Origin of the sequence: Nocardia africana NBRC 100379, assembly GCF_001612635.1 — a bacterium.
In the GTDB taxonomy this organism is placed as follows: Bacteria; Actinomycetota; Actinomycetes; order Mycobacteriales; family Mycobacteriaceae; genus Nocardia; species Nocardia africana.
In genome coordinates this window covers 290,125-310,594 of record NZ_BDAV01000002.1, presented here as the reverse complement: position 1 = coordinate 310,594, position 20,470 = coordinate 290,125, and the positions used below count along the sequence as shown (strand labels likewise).

Sequence of the window (20,470 nt, the reverse complement as noted above, 5' to 3'; positions counted from 1 at the left end):
CCGTTATCCCCGTTAAGGGTTCGTCCCTACCGTCGACGGCACAGCGATTCCGAGGCGGGATCGGTGGTCGATACCGGCTCCGGTCGCGGCACAGATCTCCCGCCGGTGAAGCGCGCCTGTGCCGCGCGGTCGACGACCGTGCGGTGATCCGGCGGGTGCGGCGGAATCCGGGGTGGCGGTGTGCGGCGACCGCCGGCCCCGGCGGAGGCCAGGACCGAGATTCGGTGTGGGCGGCGCTCTCCGGCTGCCGGAGGGTCGGTTCGAAGGGTGTACCCGCCTCGGGTCGCTGTGCAATCGCCGATCGCCCTGCCCGGCCCCGCCGAGGAGCGCTTGCCGCGGGCCTAGCGCTCAGCGCCTCCCGGATCCACATCCGCGTCGGTGAGCAGCGCACTACCCGCCACCCGATCCTGGGCCAGTGCGTCGAGGAACGAGCGCGCCCAGCGGTCCACGTCGTGGGCCAGCACCTGGCGGCGCAGCGAACGCATCCGGCGGCGCTTGGTTTCGGGATCGTCCTCGATCGCGGACATGATCGCGTTCTCGACGCTGTCCAGATCGTGCGGGTTGCACAGGTAGGCCTGCCGCAATTCCGCTGCGGCGCCGGTGAATTCGCTGAGTACGAGGGCGCCGTTGAGGCCGCTGTGGGAGGCCACGTACTCCTTGGCGACCAGATTCATGCCGTCGCGCAGCGGGGTCACCAGCATGACGTCGGCGGCGACGAAGAAGGCGACCAGTTCGTCGCGGGGGATCGGCCGGTGCAAATAGTGCACGAAAGGGTAACCGACGCGGGAGAATTCGCCGTTGATCCGGCCGACCTGACGTTCGATGTCGCCGCGCATCTGGATGTAGCTCTCCACCCGTTCGCGACTCGGCGTGGCCAGCTGCACCATCACCGTCTCGGCCGGGTCCAGCCGGCCCTCGTGCAGGAGTTCCTGCAGCGCCGCCAGGCGGATGTCGATGCCCTTCGTGTAGTCCAGGCGGTCCACGCCGAGCAGGATGTGCTTGGGGTTGCCCAGTTCCCTGCGGATCTGAGCGGCGCGCTCACGCACCGACCGTCTTCGCGACAGCTCGTCGAGTTCGGCGGAGGCGATCGAGATCGGGAAGGCGCCGACCCGCACCGTGCGGAAACCGACCTGCACCACACCGAGTTTCGACCGCACGCCGACCGTGCCGCGCGAGGTGGGTTGTCCGGCAAGCCTTCTCGCCAGGTAGAGGAAGTTCTGCGCGCCGCCGGGCAGGTGGAAGCCGATCAGGTCGGCGCCGAGCAGACCCTCCACGATCTCGGTGCGCCACGGCAGCTGCATGAACAGCTCCACCGGCGGGAACGGGATGTGCAGGAAGAAGCCGATGGTCAGATCGGGCCGCAGCATGCGCAGCATCTTCGGCACCAGCTGCAGCTGGTAGTCCTGTACCCACACCGTCGCGCCCTCGGCGGCGACCTTCGCGGTGTATTCGGCGAAGCGCCGGTTCACGTCCACATAGGCGGTCCACCAGTCCCGGTGGTACTCCGGCCGCACGATCACGTCGTGATAGAGCGGCCACAGCGTGCCGTTGGAGAATCCCTCGTAGTAGGCGGCGACCTCCTCGGCGGTCAACGGCACCGGATACAACTCCAGGCCGTCCTCGATGATCGGGTCGACATCCACATCGGGGACGCCGGCCCAGCCCACCCAGGCGCCGTTGTTGTTGCGCAGTACCGGCTCCAGGGCCGTCACCAGGCCACCCGGACTGCGCTTCCACCGCTTGGTACCGTCCGGGAGACGTTCCAGGTCGACCGGGAGCCGGTTGGCGACCACGACGAAACCGGATCCGGCACCGCCGGGACGGTCTGCTGGTGCGGATTCGGTTTCCGGCGAAGGGTCTCGAGATCGATCGCTGCGTATGTCGCGCATCTGGTCCACTGCTGGATCCTCCGGTCGCCGAAATGGCGGAGCTAGGCGTGGGATTTCAGTTGTTATGAGCGCTGCGGCGCTCGTCCTATTCGCTGCGTGCGCTGGGACCGATTCCGAGCATCGACAGCAGCATCCGGCATTCGTCGGCATCGTTGGCGTAAGCGGCCACGACGCGCTGTGCCTGCCGTGCGGTCTCGTCGGCGAGCGGTTCCAGGTCGTCGTCCGCGATGTCGTTGGCGCTCTTCGCGGCCATCATCGTGTCCTCTCGGCTCGGGGTCGTGGCACGGCGGTTGGGTTCGACCGTCGTGGTGTCGGCGCCGTGCGCTGTCAATGGTATCGGTCGCCGCACAGGGGCCCGTCGACTCGGTACCGACCGCCGCCGAACCGCAACTGCGCGGGCGAGACCTGTCACACCGGCGAAACGCCGAGGCCCCCGAAACCTATAACGTTGGTAGGGAGGCGTATTTCGCCCACTGCGTGTATCGAGCACCGCACGAATCGAGTGGAAAGGGTCGCAGCACTATGCCGTTGGCCACGGTGAATGGAATCTCGCTGAACTACCAGGTGAAGGGAGACAAGGCCAAAGGCACCGACACCAAGGGGGCTGCCCCGCTGGTCGTGCTGATCATGGGCACCGGGAGCCCCGGCCGGGTGTGGGAGCTGCACCAGGTTCCGGCGCTGGTCGCTGCCGGTTACCGGGTGTGCACGTTCGACAATCGCGGCATCGCTCCGTCCTACGAGGCGCCCGACGGGATGACCATCGACGAATTGGTCGCCGACACCGCGGCGCTGATCGAATTTCTCGACGAGGGCCCGGCCCTGGTCGCCGGCACCTCGATGGGGGCGCGGGTGGCGCAGGAATTGGCTCTCGCGCGTCCCGACCTCGTGCGTAAAGCCGTATTCATGGCCGGACACGCGCGGCTCGACCAATTTCAGAAGACGCTCTCGCTCGGCGAACACGAACTCGACGCCTCCGGGGTGCGACTGCCCGCCAAATACGAGGCCGCCGTGACCGCGGTGATGAATCTTTCGCCCGCGACGATGGCCGACCCGAATTCCGCGCGCGATTGGCTGGACCTGTTCGAATTCACCGGCGGACCGGCATCGCCGGGAATCCGGGCGCAGCGCCGGATGGATCACGATTTCGATCGGTTGCAGGCCTATCGCGCGATCAAGGTGCCGTGTCTGTCCATCGGATTCGCCGACGACCGGATGATTCCCGCGTATCTGACCCGTGAGCTGGCCGAAGTCATTCCCGACGCCCGATACCAGGAGATCCCCGACGCCGGGCATTACGGGTATCTGGAACGTCCGGAGGCGGTCAATAAGATCCTGCTCGATTTCTTCGCGGGCTCGAGGTAACCGCCAACGCGTAACGTCGGTCTTGCTAGTGTCGACACATCGCTCGGGGGCTACGGCTCTGGTCGGTCGGCTCAGGTCGGTTTCGGCTCGTGCCCGCGCCCCGCGAGTTCCGTATCCAGCGCGTTCCCGTACACAGCGCCAGCATCCAGTGAGGTGAAATGAGCACCAACCCCTTCGACGACGAGGACGGCCGCTTCTTCGTTCTGGTCAACGACGAGGAGCAGCATTCCCTGTGGCCTGCTTTCGCCGAGGTCCCGGCCGGGTGGCGAGTGGTGTTCGGCGAGGACAGCCGCGCTGCCTGCGTCGAATACGTGGAGAAGAACTGGACGGATATGCGGCCCAAGAGCCTGCGTGACGCGATGGCCGCCGACGACGCGGCTCGCCAGGGCGCCCAGTCCTGATTCCGCGCCGGACGAAACTGCGCGGAGCGACGGTGATCGGCGGCTGCGTGACGCCCTGAGGGGCCTACGCAGCCGCTGCGATCCGTCGATCCCTCCGACGGTGGTGAGCAATTTTTCCGGACGGCCCTCGCCCCGGTTATGATGTCACCGCTTCACCCGCCTCCTTAGCTCAGTGGTAGAGCACCGCTCTTGTAAAGCGAAGGTCGTCAGTTCAATCCTGACAGGGGGCTCCGAGAGGCTCCGACCTGCGAATGCGGGTCGGAGCCTTTGTCGTCGGCCGAGCACGCAGGCGGGCGCCGACGAAGGTGAGCCGTGACGAAGCCGCCCGGGAGGTCAGGGCAGGTGCATCAGCTGGCGGGCCAGTCCGAACAGGCGGCTGCCGAGCTTGAAGACGGGAATTCCCAGCGGGATCAGCAGGATCGTGGCGCACAGGACGGCGCCGAGCAGGCACACCACGGCCGCCAGCAATCCGACCACCGTGCCCAACACGGCCGTCAGGATGCCCACCACCACATTGAGCAGACCCTGTAGCGCTCGCATGACGACCTTTCCGCCGTCCATTCTGCTCTTTTCCGGCGCAGCATGCTTCGACCCGCACCGCCGTGACGACAGTTGAGCGCCTCCCACCCGCGACCTGCCCCGCAGGGGTCTCGCAGGAAACTCCCAGACAACGTTCAGCGCATTCCGGGCTGCAGGAGAGACGATAGCCGGCATGAACGGAGTGGCTGGCAATCGAACCCCCGAGGCTCGGGTGCTGGTGGTCGACGACGAACCGATGATCGTCGAACTGCTGTCGGTGAGTCTGCGCTACCAGGGGTTCGAGGTGGCCACGGCCGCCAACGGCGCCGAAGGGCTGGACCGGGCCAAGCAGTTCCGGCCCGACGCCCTCATCGTCGACGTCATGATGCCCGGCATGGACGGCTTCGGCCTGTTGCGCCGGCTGCGCGCCGACGGCATCGACGCCCCGGTCCTGTTCCTCACCGCGCGTGACGAGGTCGAGGACAAGATCACCGGCCTCACCCTCGGCGCCGACGACTACGTCACCAAACCCTTCTCGCTCGAGGAGGTGGTGGCGCGGCTGCGGGTGATTCTGCGCCGCTCCGGTCACGTGGTGGAGGAGACGAAATCCTCGCGCATCCGCTTCGAGGACATCGAACTCGACGACGACACCCACGAGGTGTGGAAGGCCGGGGAACCGGTCGCGCTCTCGCCGACGGAATTCACCCTGCTGCGGTACTTCATGGTCAATGCCGGAACCGTGCTGAGCAAGCCGCGCATCCTCGACCACGTCTGGCGCTACGACTTCGGGGGCGAGGTGGGCGTGGTGGAGACCTATGTCTCCTACCTGCGCAAGAAGGTCGACACCGGTCCCGACCGGCTGATCCACACGCTGCGCGGTGTCGGCTACGTGATGCGCGCGCCCAGCCGCAGCCGGTCGTCGGCGAAATGAGCGATCCGCGCTCGGTGCGCGAGCGCGCCGACCGTGACCCGGCCGGCGCCGACGCGGTGTTCACGACGGCCTGGGCATCCGAGCCGGGCACCGATCCCGAACCGGGTGGCGTCGCCGGAACCGGCGCCGAGGGCGTCGCTGCGCCTCGGCAGGGAATCCGGCGCCGGATCTCGCGGCGCCTGGCCGCGGTGCCACTGCGGGTCACCCTGGTGCTGGCGCTGGTCTGCCTGGCCGGCCTCGGACTGCTGGTGTCGAGTGTCGCGGTGACCTCCGCCATGCGAAACGTCTTGATCGACAAGGTCGATCGGCAGCTGTTCGAGGCGGCCCACACGTGGGCCAGCCCCGATGCCCCACCGCCCCAGCATCTTCCGCAACCTCCGGGGCGGGAACGTCCGCCGGCACTGTTCTATGTGCAGGTGACCGGTCCCACCGGAAATCAACGCCTGCTGCTGAGTTCGGGGCCCACCGTTCCGGACACCCCCTCCGATCTGTCCAAACATCCCGAAACCGTGGGATCGGTGGGTGATCCCGACGAACACTGGCGAGCGATCAGGGTGGTGAACCCCCAGGGTTCCAGCATCGTCGCCTTGCGGCTCACCGAAACCGAGAACGTCGTCGACCGCCTGATCGGGTTGCAGGTGGCGGTGGGCCTCATCGTGCTCGCCGTGCTCGCCGTGGTGGCGCAGTTCGTGATTCGCCGGAGTCTGCGCCCGCTCGGTGAGGTGGAGAAGACCGCCGCGGCCATCGCGAGCGGGGATCTGCATCGGCGAGTTCCGGTGCAGGGCACCAACACCGAGGTCGATCGGCTCTCGCAGTCGCTCAACGGCATGCTGTCCCAGATTCAGAGCGCCTTCGCCGCGACCGAGGCATCCGAGGAATCGGCGCGGCGTTCGGAGGCCCGGATGCGGCGGTTCGTCGCCGATGCCAGCCACGAACTGCGCACCCCGCTGACCACGATCAAGGGTTTCGCGGAGTTGTATCGGCAAGGGGCGCTGGCGGATCCGGCCCTGTTCATGGATCGGATCGAACGCGAATCCAAGCGGATGAGCCTGCTGGTGGAGGACCTGCTGATGCTGGCTCGCCTCGATGCGCAGCGCCCGGTGGAACGCCGGCCGGTGGATCTGCTGGCATTGGCCAGCGATGCGGTGCACAACGCCCGCGCCGTCGACGCGGCCCAGCGGCCCGAGGAGCCCCGCCGGCCCATCGACCTCGACATACGCCCGGGGACAGGGACTTTGGAGGTGCTCGGCGACGAGGCTCGGTTGCGTCAGGTGCTGGGCAATCTGGTCAACAACGCGCTGATCCACACCCCGCCCGACGCGGCGGTCACCGTCGCGCTGACACCCGGGCCGGACGAGGTCGTCATCGAGGTCGCCGACACCGGGCCGGGCCTGCCTGCCGAGGACGCCGAGCGCATCTTCGAACGCTTCTACCGCACCGACACCTCGCGCAGCCGCAACAGTGGTGGCACCGGATTGGGGCTGGCGATCGTTCAGGCATTGGTCGCCGCGCACGGCGGCACGGTCTCGGTGCGCAGCGCGGTGGGACAGGGCACCACCTTCGCGGTGCGCCTGCCCCGTTCGCAGGAGTGATTCAGGCGGGGACGTTCGCGCCGTAGCCGAGATCGCGCAGCGCCTGCTTGATCTTGTCCTGCGCTTCGTCCAGCGATTCCGGGCTCGGATCGGGGTCGGCGCCGGAGATATTGAAATCGCCCAGCTCGAACGCCGGGAAGACGTGCACGTGCAGATGCGGCACCTCCAGCCCGGCGATCAGCAGGCCCGCCCGCGGCGCATCCCACGCCTTGCGCACGGCTTGGCCGATCTTCTGAGCGACCTCGGTCATCCGCGCGAACGTGGCGGGATCCAGATCCTGCCACTGGTCGATCTCCTTGCGGGGAACCACGAGCGTATGACCCTGGGTGACCGGGGCGATGGTCAGGAAGGCGACGAATTCCTCGTCCTCCCACACGAACCGCCCCGGCAGCTGTCCGGCAATGATCGCGCTGAATACAGATGGCATGGGTTTCATACTGCCCCGCCCGGCCGGGAGGCGGTGCCCGGGGCGGCGGGCTGTCCTCCCGGTACCCGCATCTGCTGTTCACCCGCGTCCCCTAAGCTGTCACGCGTGCGCGTACTCGTCATCGGATCCGGAGCCCGTGAACACGCCCTGGTCGAAGCCCTGCGTCGGGATCCCGGGGTCACCGCGATCGCGGCCGCGCCCGGCAATCCGGGGATCGGCCAGGTCGCCGAGGTGCGGGCGGTCGATCCGGCCGGCGCCGACGCCGTCGTGGGCCTCGCCCGGGATTTCGCCGCCGATCTGGTGGTGATCGGTCCCGAGGTGCCGCTGGTGCTCGGTATCGCCGACGCGGTGCGGGCGGCGGGGATCGCCTGCTTCGGACCGTCGGCGGCCGCCGCGCGGATCGAGGGATCGAAGGCCTTCGCCAAGGACGTGATGGCCGCGGCCGGGGTGCGCACCGCGCACAGCGAGGTCGTCGATCATCCGGGCGAACTCGACGCCGCACTGGATCGTTTCGGGCCGACCTGGGTCGTCAAGGACGACGGGCTGGCCGCGGGTAAGGGTGTCGTGGTCACCACCGATCGGTCCGCGGCCCGCGATCACGGCGCCGAACTGCTCGAGCAGGGCCATCCGGTACTGCTGGAATCGTTCCTCGACGGTCCCGAGGTCTCCCTGTTCTGCCTGGTCGACGGCGAGACCGTGGTGCCGCTGCTGCCCGCGCAGGATCACAAGCGCGTCGGCGACGGCGACACCGGCCCCAACACCGGTGGCATGGGCGCCTACACCCCGCTGCCGTGGCTGCCGCCGGAGACGGTCACCGAAATCGTCGACGATGTGGTGAAACCCGTTGCCGCCGAAATGGTTCGGCGCGGCGTCCCGTTCTCCGGGCTGCTGTACGCGGGCCTGGCGATCGGCCAGGCCGGACCCGCGGTCGTCGAATTCAACTGCCGCTTCGGCGATCCCGAGACCCAGGCCGTGCTCGCCCTGCTCGACAGTCCGCTCGGCGCCCTGCTGCACGCCACCGCGACCGGCACGCTGGCGCAGGCGCAGCCGCCGGTCTGGAAGGACGGCGCGGCGATCACGGTGGTGCTGGCCGCGGAGAACTATCCGGGCCGCCCCCGCACCGGGGACGTCATCTCCGGCGCCGAGGGCACGCCGGCCTCGGGCCCGGGCGCGAATGCCGAAGTGCTGCATGCCGGTACGTCGCTGCGCGCGGACGGCGCGCTGCTGTCGGCCGGGGGTCGCGTGCTGAATGTCGTTGCCACGGGCGCCGATCTGGCCGAGGCCCGCGCGAACGCCTACGAGCGCATCGCGGGAATCAAACTGCCCGGCAGCCACTTCCGGACCGATATCGGCCTCGCCGCCGTGGAGGACCGGATCTCGCTTCCCACCCGGGTGTAGTCGACACAGCGTCGGCCCTGTCGCCGGGAGCGAACCCCGGCCGGGTCAGCCGACCTGTATGCCGTGCATGGCCAGCCATGGCTGCGGGTCCACGTGCTGTCCGCCGATGAGGATCTCGAAGTGCAGGTGCGGGCCGGTGGAATCGCCGCGGTTGCCGATACGAGCGATCTGCTGACCGGCGCGCACCCGCTCGCCGACCGATACCGAGAAGTCGTACATGTGGCCGTACACCGAGATGGTGCCGTCGTCGTGGCGGATGCGTACCCACAGTCCGAAGCCCTGCGCCGGCCCGGCGTCGATGACGGTGCCGTCGGCGACGGCGTAGATCGGTGAACCGATGGGGGCCGCGATATCGATCCCGTAGTGGAAGGTGCCCCACCGGCCGCCGTATCCGGAGGTGAACACGCCGCGCGCGGGCAGGGCGAAACCGCCGATGGCCGGGGCGGTTCCGCCCGGGATGATGCCGTCGGGAATCGAGGTGGCCGGCCCGGGCAGCCAGGGTTGCGGCGTCCCGGCGACCGCCGCGGCGGCTTCGGCCTTCGCGCGTTCGAGGGTGGCCCGCGAGGCCGCGGCGACCACCTGCGCCTCGCGCATGCGCTCGCCGTTGTCGATGGCGGTCAGATAACGCTTGCTGGTTTCGGGTTCGGCCTGCACCTGAAGCGGATACGCCACCGCGATACGCTGTGCCGCACCGGGTTTCGGCGTCGAGTCGACGGGCTGCGGCGCCACGGTGTCGGCGGCGGCGAACAGTCCGATCACGACCATGCCGATCACCAGCACCCGATGCTCGCCGACCCAGCCGCGCAGCCGTGGCCACAGGGTCTCGAATTCCTCCCGCCAAGGGCGATCCCGGAAGGTCTGCTGCCAACGCCCCGCCCGCGTGCGCCATTCGACCGCCGCGACCTGCCCGGCATCGCGCGATCGGCGAGCCGAGGAACGGAGGCGATTCGCGATCGAGGGGCGGTCGCGGCGCAGCGTCGTTCGCCAGTCGGGGCGGATCACGGTCCAGCCCCCCTGGTACGACTTCGCGCGGCGTGCCTGGTCAGGCATTCTGCCGACGATAACAGGGGGCCACCCGCACGCGCAGGCAGGCGCGGCGGCGCACAGCAACGTCTCAGCCGCCCGGTGCCGGGAAACGGACTGCGCGCCGGCCGGCCGACACGGTGTTCTACCGTCGTCTGGTGCGCAGTGAATCCCGGCGGTCCACCGTTCCGACCTTCTACGTCATGGATGTCTGGAAGGCCGCGGCCGAACGCGCCCGTACCCACGGCGACGTGCTGGTCCTGGCCGCGGGCCAGCCCTCCACGCCCGCCCCGGTCCCGGTGCGGCGTGCCACCCAGGTGGCCCTCGACGCCGAATTGCTCGGCTACACCGAGACTTTCGGCATCCCGGAACTGCGCTCGGCCATCGCGGCCCATCACCGCGACACCTACGGCGTCGAGGTCGAGGCCGACGATGTGGTGATCACGACCGGATCCTCGGGCGCGTTCACGCTGATCTTCCTGGCCGCATTCGACGTCGGCGACACCGTCGTGGTCGCTCGTCCGGGTTACCCGGCCTACCGCAACACCCTCACCGCGCTGGGCTGCCGCGTGATCGAACTCGACTGCGGCCCGCAGACCCGGTTCCAGCCGACCGTGGCGATGCTGGAGGAACTGCCCGAACCGCCCGCCGGCTTGATCGTGGCCAGCCCGGCGAATCCGACCGGCACCATGATCGCCCCCGACGAGCTGGCGGCCCTGGCCCGCTGGTGCGACGAGCACGGCACGCTGCTGATCTCCGACGAGATCTATCACGGCATCGCCTATTCGGGAGTCGACGGCGATACCGAACCGGTGAGCTCGGCCTGGGAGACCTCACGTGAATCGGTGGTGATCGGTTCGGTGTCGAAGTACTTCTCGATGACGGGCTGGCGGCTGGGCTGGATGCTGGCACCCGCGCGGCTGCGTCCGGCGCTGCAGCGGCTGGCGTCCAATATGACCGTCTGCCCGCCGGCCATCTCGCAATTCGCGGCGGCGCACGCCTTCGGTCCGGAGGCGAAATCCGAACTCGACGGACACGTGCGCCGCTACGCCCGCAACCGGTCGTTGCTCCTCGAGGGGCTGCCCGCACTCGGCATCACCGAGCTGGCGCCGGCCGACGGCGCCTTCTACGCGTACGCCGATATCGGTCATCTGAGCGAGGATTCGACGCAATGGTGCGCGGATCTGTTGGCGCACACGGGTGTCGCGCTCGCACCCGGGATCGATTTCGACACCCGTCACGGACACCGCACGGTCCGATTCTCGTTCGCCGGCGCCACCGCGGATATCGAGGAGGCGCTGGTGCGGCTGGGCCGATATCTGAGCTGACGCACAGACTTTCCGTACCGGCCCACCGGAGCGCGTGGATGCGGTACAAATGAATCGGGTTGTGATTTCAACCCTTGCTATTTCGAACCGGTCCCGGCTGTCCGCTCGGATCGGATCCCGGAAATTTGCGCGGTCCCATGGTCGATTGCACAGCAACGATTCGGCCGGGATTGCACAGACGCACAGATTTGCACAGATCGCACCGATTTGGCACGGATGAACCGATGATGACTGGCACGATGACACGGTGATCACCGCGACGACCCCGAAAGGCGAAAGGCGTCGCCAAGCGTTGGTTGCGGCTGCCGCGGAGTTGCTACTCGAAGGCGGCTTCGATGCCGTGCGCCACCGTTCGGTGGCGACGCGCGCGGATTTGCCCCTGGCATCCACGACCTACTATTTCGAATCCCTCGAGGATCTGATCGCGCGCGCGGTCGAGTTCAGCGGCAATGCCGAACTCGAGTCGATGCGCCGCCGGATCGGCGAGGTCACCCACCGCAAGCGCGGCGCCGAGGCGACCGTCGACCTGATCGTGGATCTGATGGTCGGCACCGACGGACCCGACGAATTCGCGCGCGGGCGGCTGATCGCCCGTTACGAGCGTTCGGTGGCCTCGGCCCGGCATCCGGAACTACGCGAGGTGCAGCTGCGGTTACGCGCGCAGCTCGAGGACCTGCTGGCCGATGTGCTGCGCCGATCCGATCGGATGGTGCGCACCGATCAGCTGCGCCGGTTGGTGGCGGTGGTCGACGGTGCGGTGGTCGCCGCGCTGGCCGAATCCGATCCGCAACCGCGCCGGACGGCCCGCGGCGCGCTGCTGGAATTGATCGATGTGATCGCTCCGCCGGTGCCGCAACCGCTGATGGCGCCGCAGACCGTGCCACCGGCCGCGGCACAGCACATGCCGGCGGCCATGCCCCAGCAACCGAGCAGGCATCGAACACTAGACTGACTGTTCGTGAGTCTTGTCCCGAACGTCCTCGCCACCCGGTACGCGAGCCCGCAACTGGTGCAGTTGTGGTCGCCCGAGAACAAGATCGTGCTGGAGCGCCGGTTGTGGCTCGAGGTGCTGCGGGCCCAGACCGAACTCGGCGCCGCCGGTACCGACGCGGTCACCCCCGACGTGCTCGAGGATTACGAGCGGGTGCTGGGCGAGGTCGACCTGGCCTCGATCGCCGAACGGGAGCGGATCACGCGCCACGATGTGAAGGCCCGGATCGAGGAGTTCAACGCTCTCGCCGGGCACGAGCAGATCCACAAGGGCATGACCAGCCGGGATCTGACCGAGAACGTGGAACAGTTGCAGATTCGGCTCTCGCTGGAACACGTCTACGAACACGGCGTCGCGGTCGCCGCGCGGCTGGCGGAGCGTGCCGCCGAGTACCAGTCGATGGTGATGGCCGGTCGCTCGCACAACGTGGCGGCGCAGGCGACCACGCTGGGCAAGCGCTTCGCGGGTGCGGCCGACGAGGTGCTGATCGCCCTGCGGCGGGTGCGCGAGCTGATCGATCGGTATCCGCTGCGTGGCATCAAGGGTCCGATGGGCACCGCCCAGGACATGCTCGATCTGTTCGACGGCGACGCCGCCAAGCTCGCCCAGCTGGAGCAGAAGGTCGCCCGGCATCTGGGCTTCGCGAGCGTGCTGACCAGCGTCGGCCAGGTCTACCCCCGCTCACTGGATCACGACGTGATCTCCGCGCTGGTCCAGTTGGGCGCGGGCCCTTCGTCGTTCGCGCACACGGTGCGGCTGATGGCGGGGCACGAATTGGTCACCGAGGGCTTCCAGCCCGGGCAGGTCGGCAGTTCGGCGATGCCGCACAAGATGAACACCCGCTCCTGCGAACGCGTCAACGGCCTGCAGGTGGTTCTGCGCGGCTACGGCTCGATGGCGGCGGAACTGGCCGGTGCGCAGTGGAACGAGGGCGATGTGTTCTGTTCCGTGGTGCGCCGGGTCGCGCTGCCGGACGCGTTCTTCGCCATCGACGGCATGATGGAGACCTTCCTGACCGTCCTCGGCGAATTCGGCGCCTACCCGGCCGTGATCGAGCGCGAACTCAACCGCTATCTGCCGTTCCTGGCCACCACCCGCATCCTGATGGCGGCGGTGCGGGCCGGAGTGGGCCGCGAGAGCGCGCACGAGGTCATCAAGGAGCACGCGGTCGCGGTGGCGCTGGCCATGCGGGAGCAGGGGCGCGAACCGGATCTGCTCGACCGCCTCGCGGCCGACGACCGGATGCCGCTGGACCGGGCCGGTCTCGAGGCCGCTCTGGCCGATCGGACCGCGTTCATCGGCGCCGCCGAGGCGCAGGTGAGCGACGTGGTGGCGCAGGTACAGAAGCTGATCGACGCGCATCCGGAGGCCGCCCGCTACACCCCGTCGCCGATTCTGTAGCCGCCGCCGGACCGATGGTCGCGGCACCGAATCCGCCGGGCGCCGCCGTGCGTGCGGTGGCCTCGCGCGTGCTCGGCGCCGTGCGAATGGTGCGGCGGCGCAGGCGAAATCGGCGACTAGGGTTGCCGGATATGGACCCCTACACGATCTTCGCCGATATCGTCGCCGGGCGGGCGCCCTCGTCCAAGGTCTACGAGGACGACGACGTTCTCGCCTTCATGGACATCCGGCCCATGACACCCGGTCACCTGCTGGTGATTCCGAAGGTTCCGGCGCGCAGCCTGGCCGAACTCGATCCGGTGATCGGCGGCAAGCTCTTTCAGGTCGCGCAGCGTCTGGCCGCCGCGCTGCGGCAGTCCGAGGTGCGCTGTGATGGGGTGAATCTCTTTCTGGCAGACGGTGTTACGGCCGGCCAGGAGGTCTTCCACGTCCATCTGCACGTCATTCCGCGCACGCCCGGCGACGGCTTCGGGCTGCGCCATCGCGCGACGACCCCGCCGCGTGCGGACCTGGATTATCTGGCGGCATCGATCCGGGGCGCGGTCGGGCGGACGCGACCGGATGCCGCGAGCGGACAGGACGGAAAGTGGTGGCTCACCTGAGTGGCGGTGCGGGCCGGGCGATTTGCTGAGGAAACGCCTGCGGGCCGAAAGCTCCGCGCGGCACCACAGTGTGCGTTACTTTAAGTAGCAGTTGTGGTGGGCTGACGGAGGTGGGGACATGCGACGTTCATTCGTTGCTGCGGTTGTGCTGACAGTCGGACTGGGAGTCTTCGGTCCCTGGATGGGCCCACAGCCCCGCGCATCGGCGGCGCGGGTGGTCGGGAACAACGATATGAGCCCGACCCGGACGGCGCTGTTCATCGACTCGCCGGCCATGGGCCGCACCATTCAGGTCCAGGTCCTGCATCCGGCCGGCGGGGGCTCGCGACCCTCGTACTATCTGCTCGACGGGCTCGACCCCGGTGTCCAGCAGAGCACCTGGACCAATGCCACCGATGCCGAACCCTTCTTCCGCGGTAAGAACGTCAACGTCGTGCTGCCGATCGGCGGGCAGGCGAGTTACTACACCGACTGGCAGCGCGACGATCCGCATTTCGGCCGCTACCAGTGGGAGACCTTCCTGACCCGCGAACTTCCGCCCATCATCGATGCCACGTTCTCGGGCAACGGCGTGAACGCGATCGGCGGTCTGTCGATGGGCGGAATCGCGGCGTTCGTCCTGGCCGTTCGCCACCCGGAGCTGTACGAGGCGGTGGCGGGCTACAGCGCGTGCCCGGATCTGGGTATCGCGCAGGGGGCGATCATGTTCTCGATCGCCAACCGCGGCGGCAATCCGTTCGATATGTGGGGTGCGCCGGGGAGTCCGGAATGGGGCGCCCACGATCCGGCGCTGCTGGCGGACCGGCTGCGCGGCAAGACCGTCTACCTGTCCACCGGCACCGGAATCCCCGGTCCGCACGAGACCGAGATCAAACCGCAGCTGCCGGAGAACATCGTCCTCGGCGGGCCCATCGAGGCCGGTGTGGACGTCTGTGTCACCGCCTTCGAGCAGCGGCTGCGCGGCATGCGAATCCCGGCCCGGGTCGATCACAGTCCGGTCGGTACGCATTCCTGGTCGTATTGGCAGGACTATCTGCACGCGTCCTGGCCGACGGTCGGCGCCGCGATCGGGGCCTGATCGCCGGAGGCCGACGATCCGATCGCGCGGGCCCGCGACGGTCCGCGCGATCGGATTCGGCCTCGGGTTCGGTTCAGTGCGGTTGCGCTCCGGGGCGGTTGAATTCGCCGTCCTTGGCGCCGGCGACGAATGCCCGCCACTCGCCGGGAGTGAAGATCAGCGCCGGCCCGTCCGGATTCTTGGCATCCCGCAGCCCGATATTGCCGCTGGCCAGGAAGGCCACCTCGACACCGCCCTCCCCGTCGCCGCTGCGCTGCCAGACCGCCCCGGGTTCGATCTCGCGATTCTTCGCTTCCAACCTGTGCTCCTGCATCGATGTGATCGCCCGTGGCGTCCGCGCGGGCGCTGACGTCCTCGAGAGTAGGCGGTCGGACGCCGCCGCACCGGCGTCGTTTCCGAATCCGCGCGCCCGGGCATGGCCGGGATCACACCGATATGCCGACCTGCGAAATGTGGCATTCGTCTACTCGTCGCGGCAACACCGCTGGTTTACGCCGCAACCCGATCGGAAACCCCATTCATTGTGGCAGTTGGAGGGCGTCGACTGGTCAAGAGACCGAGAGGGCGTGCCCTGCCGCACTGAAGGGACGACAAGGATGGAGCACCGCATGGCACCCGTCTTCGACAGTTGCGCGGTGGTGCCCCGGCACCTCACCGTCGAGCAGGCACACAACATCCTGCACAGTCACAGCAGCTGTCCCACCGACCAATGCCCGCGCCGCAAAGCCGCACTGTTCTTCCTGATGGAGTCTCGACGTTCGGCCCGCGGCAACGGGCGTGACCTGCGCCGGCCCGCACCGCGGACCACCGGCCTGGGGTAACGCGAGCCGAGCTCGCACTCCCGCCCTCGCCGATGTGTTGGTGTCGGCGGGTGTGGGGGTGCGCGCCCGGACCGGGCCACCGCGATTACGGTGGTCACCATGGCTCTCGACAGTGGTACCGGAACCATCCAGAACGCCGGCGACACCGCGGTGGCGGTGACCCCGCCGGTGGCCAAACAGGTCCCCTCCGAACGCGTCCATCACGGTGACACCTTCGTCGATCCCTACGAATGGCTGCGGGACAAGGACGATCCCGAGGTCATCGCCTATCTCGAGGCCGAGAACGCCTACACCGACGCCCAGACCGCGCACTTGGCCCCGCTGCGTGCGCGGATCTTCGACGAGATCAAATCGCGCACCCAGGAGACCGATATGTCGGTCCCGGCGCGGCTGGGCGAGTACTGGTACTACTCGCGCAGCTTCGAAGGCAAGCAGTACGCCGTGCACTGCCGTTGCCCGATCGCCGATGCCGACGACTGGACTCCGCCGCAACTCGAGGTCGATATCGAGATTCCCGGTGAGGAAATTCTGCTCGACAGCAACGTGCTGGCCGAGGGGCACGACTTCTTCGCCCTCGGCGCCTTTTCGATCAGTCACGACGGCACCCTGCTGGCCTATTCCACCGATACCGTCGGTGACGAGCGGTATGTCTTGCGGTTCAAGGATCTCCGCAGCGGTGAGCTGCTCGGCGACGAAATTCCCGGCACCGCGCCGGGGGCGACCTGGTCGCTGGACGGAACCCACGTCTTCTATCAGACCGTCGACGAATCCTGGCGGCCCGACACCGTGTGGCGGCACCGCCTCGGCACCGGGCAGACCGACGACGTGAAAGTCTTCCACGAGCCCAACGAGCGCTACTGGGTCAGCATCGGCGCCAGCCGCTCCGAGAAGTACCTGATGATCTGGGTCGGATCGAAGATCACCACCGAGGGCTGGATCCTCGAATCCGACGATCCCGAGGGCGAATTCCGGGTGCTGCTGCCGCGCCGCGAGGGTGTGGAGTATTCGGCCGAACATGCGGTGATCGGTGGGCAGGACCGGCTGCTGATCCTGCACAACGACGTGGTCGACGGTGTGAAGGCCGAGAATTTCGTGCTCACCGAGGCGCCGGTGGACGATCCGGCGGCGATGACCATGCTGATCGGTCATCGTGACGACGTGCGGCTCGAGGACGTCGACTGCTTCCGCGACCATCTCGTGCTCTCGTATCGGCGCGAGGCGCTGCCGCGAGTCGCGGTGTGGCCGTTGACTTCCGACGGTTACGGCGAGCTGCGTGAACTGGAATTCGGGCTGGAACTGTTCTCCGCCGGCGTGGGCTCCAACCCGGAATGGGCGCAGCCGACGCTGCGGCTGGGCGTGACCTCGTTCATCACCCCGATGCAGGTCTTCGACTACGTGCCCGCCACCGGTGAGCTGACGCTGCGCAAACAGCAGCAGGTGCTCGGCGGCTACGACCCGGACGACTATGTGCAGCACCGGGATTGGGCCACCGCGGCCGACGGCACCCGGATTCCGATCTCGGTGGTGCGCCGCCGCGACAGCGAGGGTCCGGGCCCGAAACCGTTGCTGCTCTACGGATACGGGTCCTACGAGGCCAGTATCGATCCGGGTTTCTCGGTGTCGCGGCTGTCGCTGCTCGACCGCGGCATGGTGTTCGCGGTCGCCCACGTGCGCGGCGGTGGCGAGATGGGCCGGCTGTGGTACGAGAACGGCAAAACGCTCACCAAGAAGAACACCTTCACCGATTTCGTGTCCTGCGCACGGCACCTCGTCGACACCGGGGTCACCACGCCGCAGGTGCTGGTGGCCGACGGTGGCAGTGCGGGCGGACTGCTGATGGGTGCGGTGGCCAACTTGGCTCCCGAACTGTTCGCGGGCATCCTCGCCAATGTGCCGTTCGTGGATCCGCTCACCTCGATCCTGGACCCGTCGCTGCCGCTGACGGTCATCGAATGGGACGAGTGGGGTAATCCGCTGGAGGATCCGGAGGTCTACGCCTATATGAAGTCCTATTCGCCGTACGAGAACGTGGCGGCCGTGGACTATCCGGCGATCCTGGCGATCACCAGCCTCAACGACACCCGCGTGCTCTACGTCGAGCCCGCGAAGTGGGTCGCCGCGCTGCGGGCCACGAAGACCGGCGACTCTCAGCTGCTGCTGAAGACCGAGATGAGCGCCGGGCACGGCGGCGTCAGCGGCCGCTACGAGAAGTGGAAGGAAGTCGCCTTCGAATACGCCTGGGTGCTCGACCGGGTCGGTCTCGGCGAGGTCGGCTGACGGCTGCGCGTAGCCGGACCGTGCGGCCGGGCGGTCGCTCCGGGAATTCGTCGGGGCGTCACTTCGGCTGCACGGGGCCGACACCTGCCGCGCGCACAGTGGAGGCATGAGCGGCAACGACCGGGGGTTCGGGCAGCTGATCGTCTCGGTGTCGGGTATTCGCGACACCACACTGGAACAGGCGCGTGCCTTCGCCGCGGAGATGGACGGCCGCGGGGTACGGCTGTCGCTGCTGGTGGCGCCGCGGTTGAAGGGGAAGTACCGGCTCACCGAGGATCCGCACACCCAGCGGTGGTTGCGGGACCGGCGCGCCGCCGGTGACGCGATCGTGCTGCACGGCTACGACCAGGCCGCGACCAAGCGTCGCCGCGCCGAATTCGCCACGCTGCCCAAGCACGAAGCGCGCCTGCGCCTCACGGCCGCGGACCGGGTGATGGAACAGATCGGGCTGCGCACCCGGTTGTTCGCCGCCCCGCGCTGGACGGCCTCCGAGGGCGCCGTCGCCGCCCTGCCCGAGGTCGGCTTCCGCCTGGCGCTGGGATTGACCGCCATCCACGACCTGGAACGGGATACGGCACAGCGCTGCTGGGTGCACGGCGTCGGTGAGGGTTTCCGGGCCGAACCGTGGTGGTGCCACGCACTGATCATGAGCGCGGCCCGCATCGCCCGGCGCGGCGGAACGCTGCGTCTGGCCGTCTCGGCGGCGCAGCTCTCCCGGCCCGGACCGCACCAGGCCATGCTGGACGCCGTCGATCTGGCGCTGTTCCACGAGGCGGTTCCCGACGTCTACCGGTGGGAACCGTACGCCATGCCGCATGCGGCCTGAGCCTGCCCGACGTCAGCGAATATTCGCCGGGTCCTCCCCGGCCGCGCGCCGCATATCCCGCACCTCGGTGACGATCGCCTCGTCCGATACGACGGCGGTGGCGTCGTGGGTGAATCCGCCCGCCTCCTTGCGGGTGAGCGAGGTGGACAGCGGATGCGTCTTCAGCTGGTCGACGCAGCGGTGGATATCGGCCAGCAGCAGATCGGCCATATCGTGGGTGAAGCCGTGCCGGATGACCGCCCGCATGATCGTCTCGTCCTGCCGGTCGGCGGGTAGCGGATAGGCGGCGATCAGCCAGCCGCGCGAGCGCAGGCGTTCGGACAGGTCGTACAGGTTGAAGCCGGGATCGTCGCGCAGCCGCCACGACACCGCGCTGATTCCCCGGGTGGGCGTGCCGTCGTGGATCATCTCGAACAACCCGGTCTCGGTGAGTCCGTGGGCCAGATGTTCGGCGACGCGGTAGATCGCCGATTGCAGCCGGGTGTAACCCGTGCGGCCGAGCCGGATGAAGTCGTAGTACTGGGTGATGGCCTGGCCCCCGGGGCGGGAGAAATTCAGGTTGAAGGTGGCCATACTGCCGCCGAGATAGTCGACGTTGAACACGAGCTCGTCCGGGAGATCGGCGGCCGTGCGCCAGAGCGCCCAGCCGGCGCCCAGCGGCGCCAGACCGGTTTTGTGCCCGGAGGCGTTGATCGACTTCACGCGCGCGAGCCGGAAGTCCCACACCAGATCCGGCGCCGTGAACGGGGCCAGGAATCCGCCGCTGGCGGCGTCGACGTGCAGGGGGATGTCCAGTCCGGTGCGTGCCTCCAGATCGTCCAAGGCCGCGCTCATCGCGGCGACGTCCTCGAGCAGTCCGGTGAAGGTCTGCCCCATGGTGGCGACGACCATGATGGTATTCGAATCGCACTGTGCCGCAATGTCATCCGGCTCGAGTGTATAGCGGTTCCCGCGCAGCGGCACCTGCCGGATCTCGACGTCGAAATAGCGCGCGAACTTCTCCCAGCACACCTGCACCGGGCCGCAGACGAAATTGGGGACGCCCTGCCCGCCGTTCTTGCGCCAGCGCGTCTTCGCGGCCAGCCCGCCGAGCATCGCCGCCTCACTGGACCCGATGGTGGAGGTGCCTCGCGTCGACCCGGGATCGGGGCAGTGCCACAGGTCGGCGACCATGCGCACGCACCGGCGCTCGAGCTCGGCGGTCTGCGGATATTCGTCCTTGTCGACAATATTCTTGGCCAGGCTCTCCGCCATCAACCGGCGGGCGTGATCATCGATCCAGGTGGTGCAGAAGGTGGCCAGATTCATCCGCGACACGCCGTCGAGCATCAGCTCGTCGTGCACGATCTGATAGGCCTCCGGCGCCGGCATCTCGCGATGCGGAAAGTGGTGTTTGGGTGCGCCGCGATCCAGATCGGGCATCGCGAACAGGTCGTCGGATTCCGATGATGCAGACATCTCGTCCTCTCCGGTGGTCGGATCGCGGTCGAGCTCTCCCTCATCATGCCCGCTGCCGTTGCGGACCGGTCCGAAGGGGTGGGGAAAGCGGGTGAATTCCGCGCCGCGCCGGGCCCGGCGCCGATGCGGCCGGTCTCGGAAGGGGG

Annotated in this window: 20 protein-coding genes and 1 tRNA gene; 14 read left to right on the top strand and 7 right to left on the bottom strand. The window is 68.4% G+C overall.

The genetic code is table 11. From position 1 onward, the window contains the following. Nucleotides 1-341 precede the first annotated feature (341 nt). Together NA3_RS02905 and NA3_RS02900 are read right to left on the bottom strand one after the other, a co-directional pair. Nucleotides 342-1,889 (bottom strand): alpha,alpha-trehalose-phosphate synthase (UDP-forming), encoded by a 1,548-nt coding sequence (locus NA3_RS02905; protein WP_062962055.1) that lies wholly within the window; start codon nucleotides 1,887-1,889, stop codon nucleotides 342-344. A gap of 85 nt (nucleotides 1,890-1,974) precedes the next feature. Further along, nucleotides 1,975-2,145 carry a hypothetical protein gene (locus tag NA3_RS02900; protein WP_157110959.1) on the bottom strand — a complete coding sequence of 57 codons (171 nt, stop codon included), beginning with the start codon at nucleotides 2,143-2,145 and terminating at the stop codon, nucleotides 1,975-1,977. Nucleotides 2,146-2,411: 266 nt separating this feature from the next. Between NA3_RS02900 and NA3_RS02895 the strand changes: the two genes are divergently transcribed. From NA3_RS02895 to NA3_RS02885, 3 genes are all read left to right on the top strand, one after another. Continuing rightward, nucleotides 2,412-3,251 carry an alpha/beta fold hydrolase gene (locus NA3_RS02895; RefSeq protein ID WP_062961987.1) on the top strand — a complete coding sequence of 280 codons (840 nt, stop codon included), beginning with the start codon at nucleotides 2,412-2,414 and terminating at the stop codon, nucleotides 3,249-3,251. Nucleotides 3,252-3,409: 158 nt separating this feature from the next. Next, nucleotides 3,410-3,652: an MbtH family protein gene (locus tag NA3_RS02890; RefSeq protein ID WP_011207082.1), complete on the top strand. Its 243-nt coding sequence runs from the start codon at nucleotides 3,410-3,412 to the stop codon at nucleotides 3,650-3,652. A 158-nt stretch (nucleotides 3,653-3,810) separates the two neighbouring features. Further along, nucleotides 3,811-3,882: transfer RNA gene (locus tag NA3_RS02885), tRNA-Thr, on the top strand. Nucleotides 3,883-3,985: 103 nt separating this feature from the next. Here the strand turns inward: NA3_RS02885 and NA3_RS02880 are convergent. Further along, nucleotides 3,986-4,192, bottom strand: a complete 207-nt coding sequence (locus NA3_RS02880; RefSeq protein ID WP_062962054.1) for a hypothetical protein — start codon at nucleotides 4,190-4,192, stop codon at nucleotides 3,986-3,988. A 172-nt stretch (nucleotides 4,193-4,364) separates the two neighbouring features. Here NA3_RS02880 and NA3_RS02875 point away from each other — a divergent pair, with 172 nt between their 5' ends. Together NA3_RS02875 and NA3_RS02870 are read left to right on the top strand one after the other, a co-directional pair. Continuing rightward, entirely contained in the window at nucleotides 4,365-5,102 is a 738-nt protein-coding gene (locus NA3_RS02875) for a response regulator transcription factor (RefSeq protein WP_084490925.1), read from the top strand. 188 nt (nucleotides 5,103-5,290) lie between these two features. Beyond that, the gene (locus NA3_RS02870; RefSeq protein WP_062962053.1) at nucleotides 5,291-6,694 is read left to right on the top strand and encodes a sensor histidine kinase; all 1,404 of its coding nucleotides are present in this window, start codon (nucleotides 5,291-5,293) and stop codon (nucleotides 6,692-6,694) included. Between the two features lies 1 nt (nucleotide 6,695). On the opposite strand, the gene NA3_RS02865 is transcribed toward NA3_RS02870, so the two are convergent. Further along, entirely contained in the window at nucleotides 6,696-7,121 is a 426-nt protein-coding gene (locus NA3_RS02865) for an HIT family protein (RefSeq protein WP_062961986.1), read from the bottom strand. A gap of 105 nt (nucleotides 7,122-7,226) precedes the next feature. Here NA3_RS02865 and purD point away from each other — a divergent pair, with 105 nt between their 5' ends. Beyond that, the gene (gene purD, locus NA3_RS02860) at nucleotides 7,227-8,519 is read left to right on the top strand and encodes a phosphoribosylamine--glycine ligase (RefSeq protein WP_062961985.1); all 1,293 of its coding nucleotides are present in this window, start codon (nucleotides 7,227-7,229) and stop codon (nucleotides 8,517-8,519) included. Nucleotides 8,520-8,564: 45 nt separating this feature from the next. Here the strand turns inward: purD and NA3_RS02855 are convergent, their stop codons facing one another. Continuing rightward, the gene (locus NA3_RS02855; protein ID WP_062961984.1) at nucleotides 8,565-9,569 is read right to left on the bottom strand and encodes a M23 family metallopeptidase; all 1,005 of its coding nucleotides are present in this window, start codon (nucleotides 9,567-9,569) and stop codon (nucleotides 8,565-8,567) included. Between the two features lie 131 nt (nucleotides 9,570-9,700). On the opposite strand from NA3_RS02855, the gene NA3_RS02850 reads away from it, so the two are divergent. From NA3_RS02850 to NA3_RS02830, 5 genes are all read left to right on the top strand, one after another. Beyond that, a complete protein-coding gene (locus NA3_RS02850; protein ID WP_181838443.1) occupies nucleotides 9,701-10,870 on the top strand; it encodes a pyridoxal phosphate-dependent aminotransferase in 1,170 nt (389 codons plus the stop codon). A gap of 247 nt (nucleotides 10,871-11,117) precedes the next feature. Continuing rightward, entirely contained in the window at nucleotides 11,118-11,822 is a 705-nt protein-coding gene (locus NA3_RS02845; RefSeq protein WP_084490919.1) for a TetR/AcrR family transcriptional regulator, read from the top strand. A gap of 6 nt (nucleotides 11,823-11,828) precedes the next feature. Next, nucleotides 11,829-13,262 carry an adenylosuccinate lyase gene (purB, locus tag NA3_RS02840; protein ID WP_062961983.1) on the top strand — a complete coding sequence of 478 codons (1,434 nt, stop codon included), beginning with the start codon at nucleotides 11,829-11,831 and terminating at the stop codon, nucleotides 13,260-13,262. A gap of 131 nt (nucleotides 13,263-13,393) precedes the next feature. Then, a complete protein-coding gene (locus tag NA3_RS02835; RefSeq protein WP_062962051.1) occupies nucleotides 13,394-13,864 on the top strand; it encodes an HIT family protein in 471 nt (156 codons plus the stop codon). A gap of 118 nt (nucleotides 13,865-13,982) precedes the next feature. Beyond that, on the top strand, nucleotides 13,983-14,942 hold the full coding sequence (locus NA3_RS02830; protein ID WP_062961982.1) for an alpha/beta hydrolase: 960 nt from the start codon (nucleotides 13,983-13,985) through the stop codon (nucleotides 14,940-14,942). Nucleotides 14,943-15,015: 73 nt separating this feature from the next. On the opposite strand, the gene NA3_RS02825 is transcribed toward NA3_RS02830, so the two are convergent. After that, nucleotides 15,016-15,240, bottom strand: a complete 225-nt coding sequence (locus NA3_RS02825; RefSeq protein ID WP_223273481.1) for a DUF397 domain-containing protein — start codon at nucleotides 15,238-15,240, stop codon at nucleotides 15,016-15,018. Nucleotides 15,241-15,550: 310 nt separating this feature from the next. On the opposite strand from NA3_RS02825, the gene NA3_RS02820 reads away from it, so the two are divergent. The 3 genes from NA3_RS02820 (at nucleotide 15,551) to NA3_RS02810 (ending at nucleotide 18,866) form a co-directional block, all read left to right on the top strand. Then, on the top strand, nucleotides 15,551-15,763 hold the full coding sequence (locus NA3_RS02820; protein ID WP_063065915.1) for a hypothetical protein: 213 nt from the start codon (nucleotides 15,551-15,553) through the stop codon (nucleotides 15,761-15,763). A gap of 99 nt (nucleotides 15,764-15,862) precedes the next feature. After that, on the top strand, nucleotides 15,863-18,040 hold the full coding sequence (locus tag NA3_RS02815) for a S9 family peptidase (RefSeq protein WP_062962050.1): 2,178 nt from the start codon (nucleotides 15,863-15,865) through the stop codon (nucleotides 18,038-18,040). 106 nt (nucleotides 18,041-18,146) lie between these two features. Next, the gene (locus tag NA3_RS02810) at nucleotides 18,147-18,866 is read left to right on the top strand and encodes a DUF2334 domain-containing protein (protein WP_062961981.1); all 720 of its coding nucleotides are present in this window, start codon (nucleotides 18,147-18,149) and stop codon (nucleotides 18,864-18,866) included. 12 nt (nucleotides 18,867-18,878) lie between these two features. On the opposite strand, the gene gad is transcribed toward NA3_RS02810, so the two are convergent. Further along, the gene (gene gad / locus NA3_RS02805) at nucleotides 18,879-20,324 is read right to left on the bottom strand and encodes a glutamate decarboxylase (protein ID WP_062962049.1); all 1,446 of its coding nucleotides are present in this window, start codon (nucleotides 20,322-20,324) and stop codon (nucleotides 18,879-18,881) included. Nucleotides 20,325-20,470 lie beyond the last annotated feature (146 nt).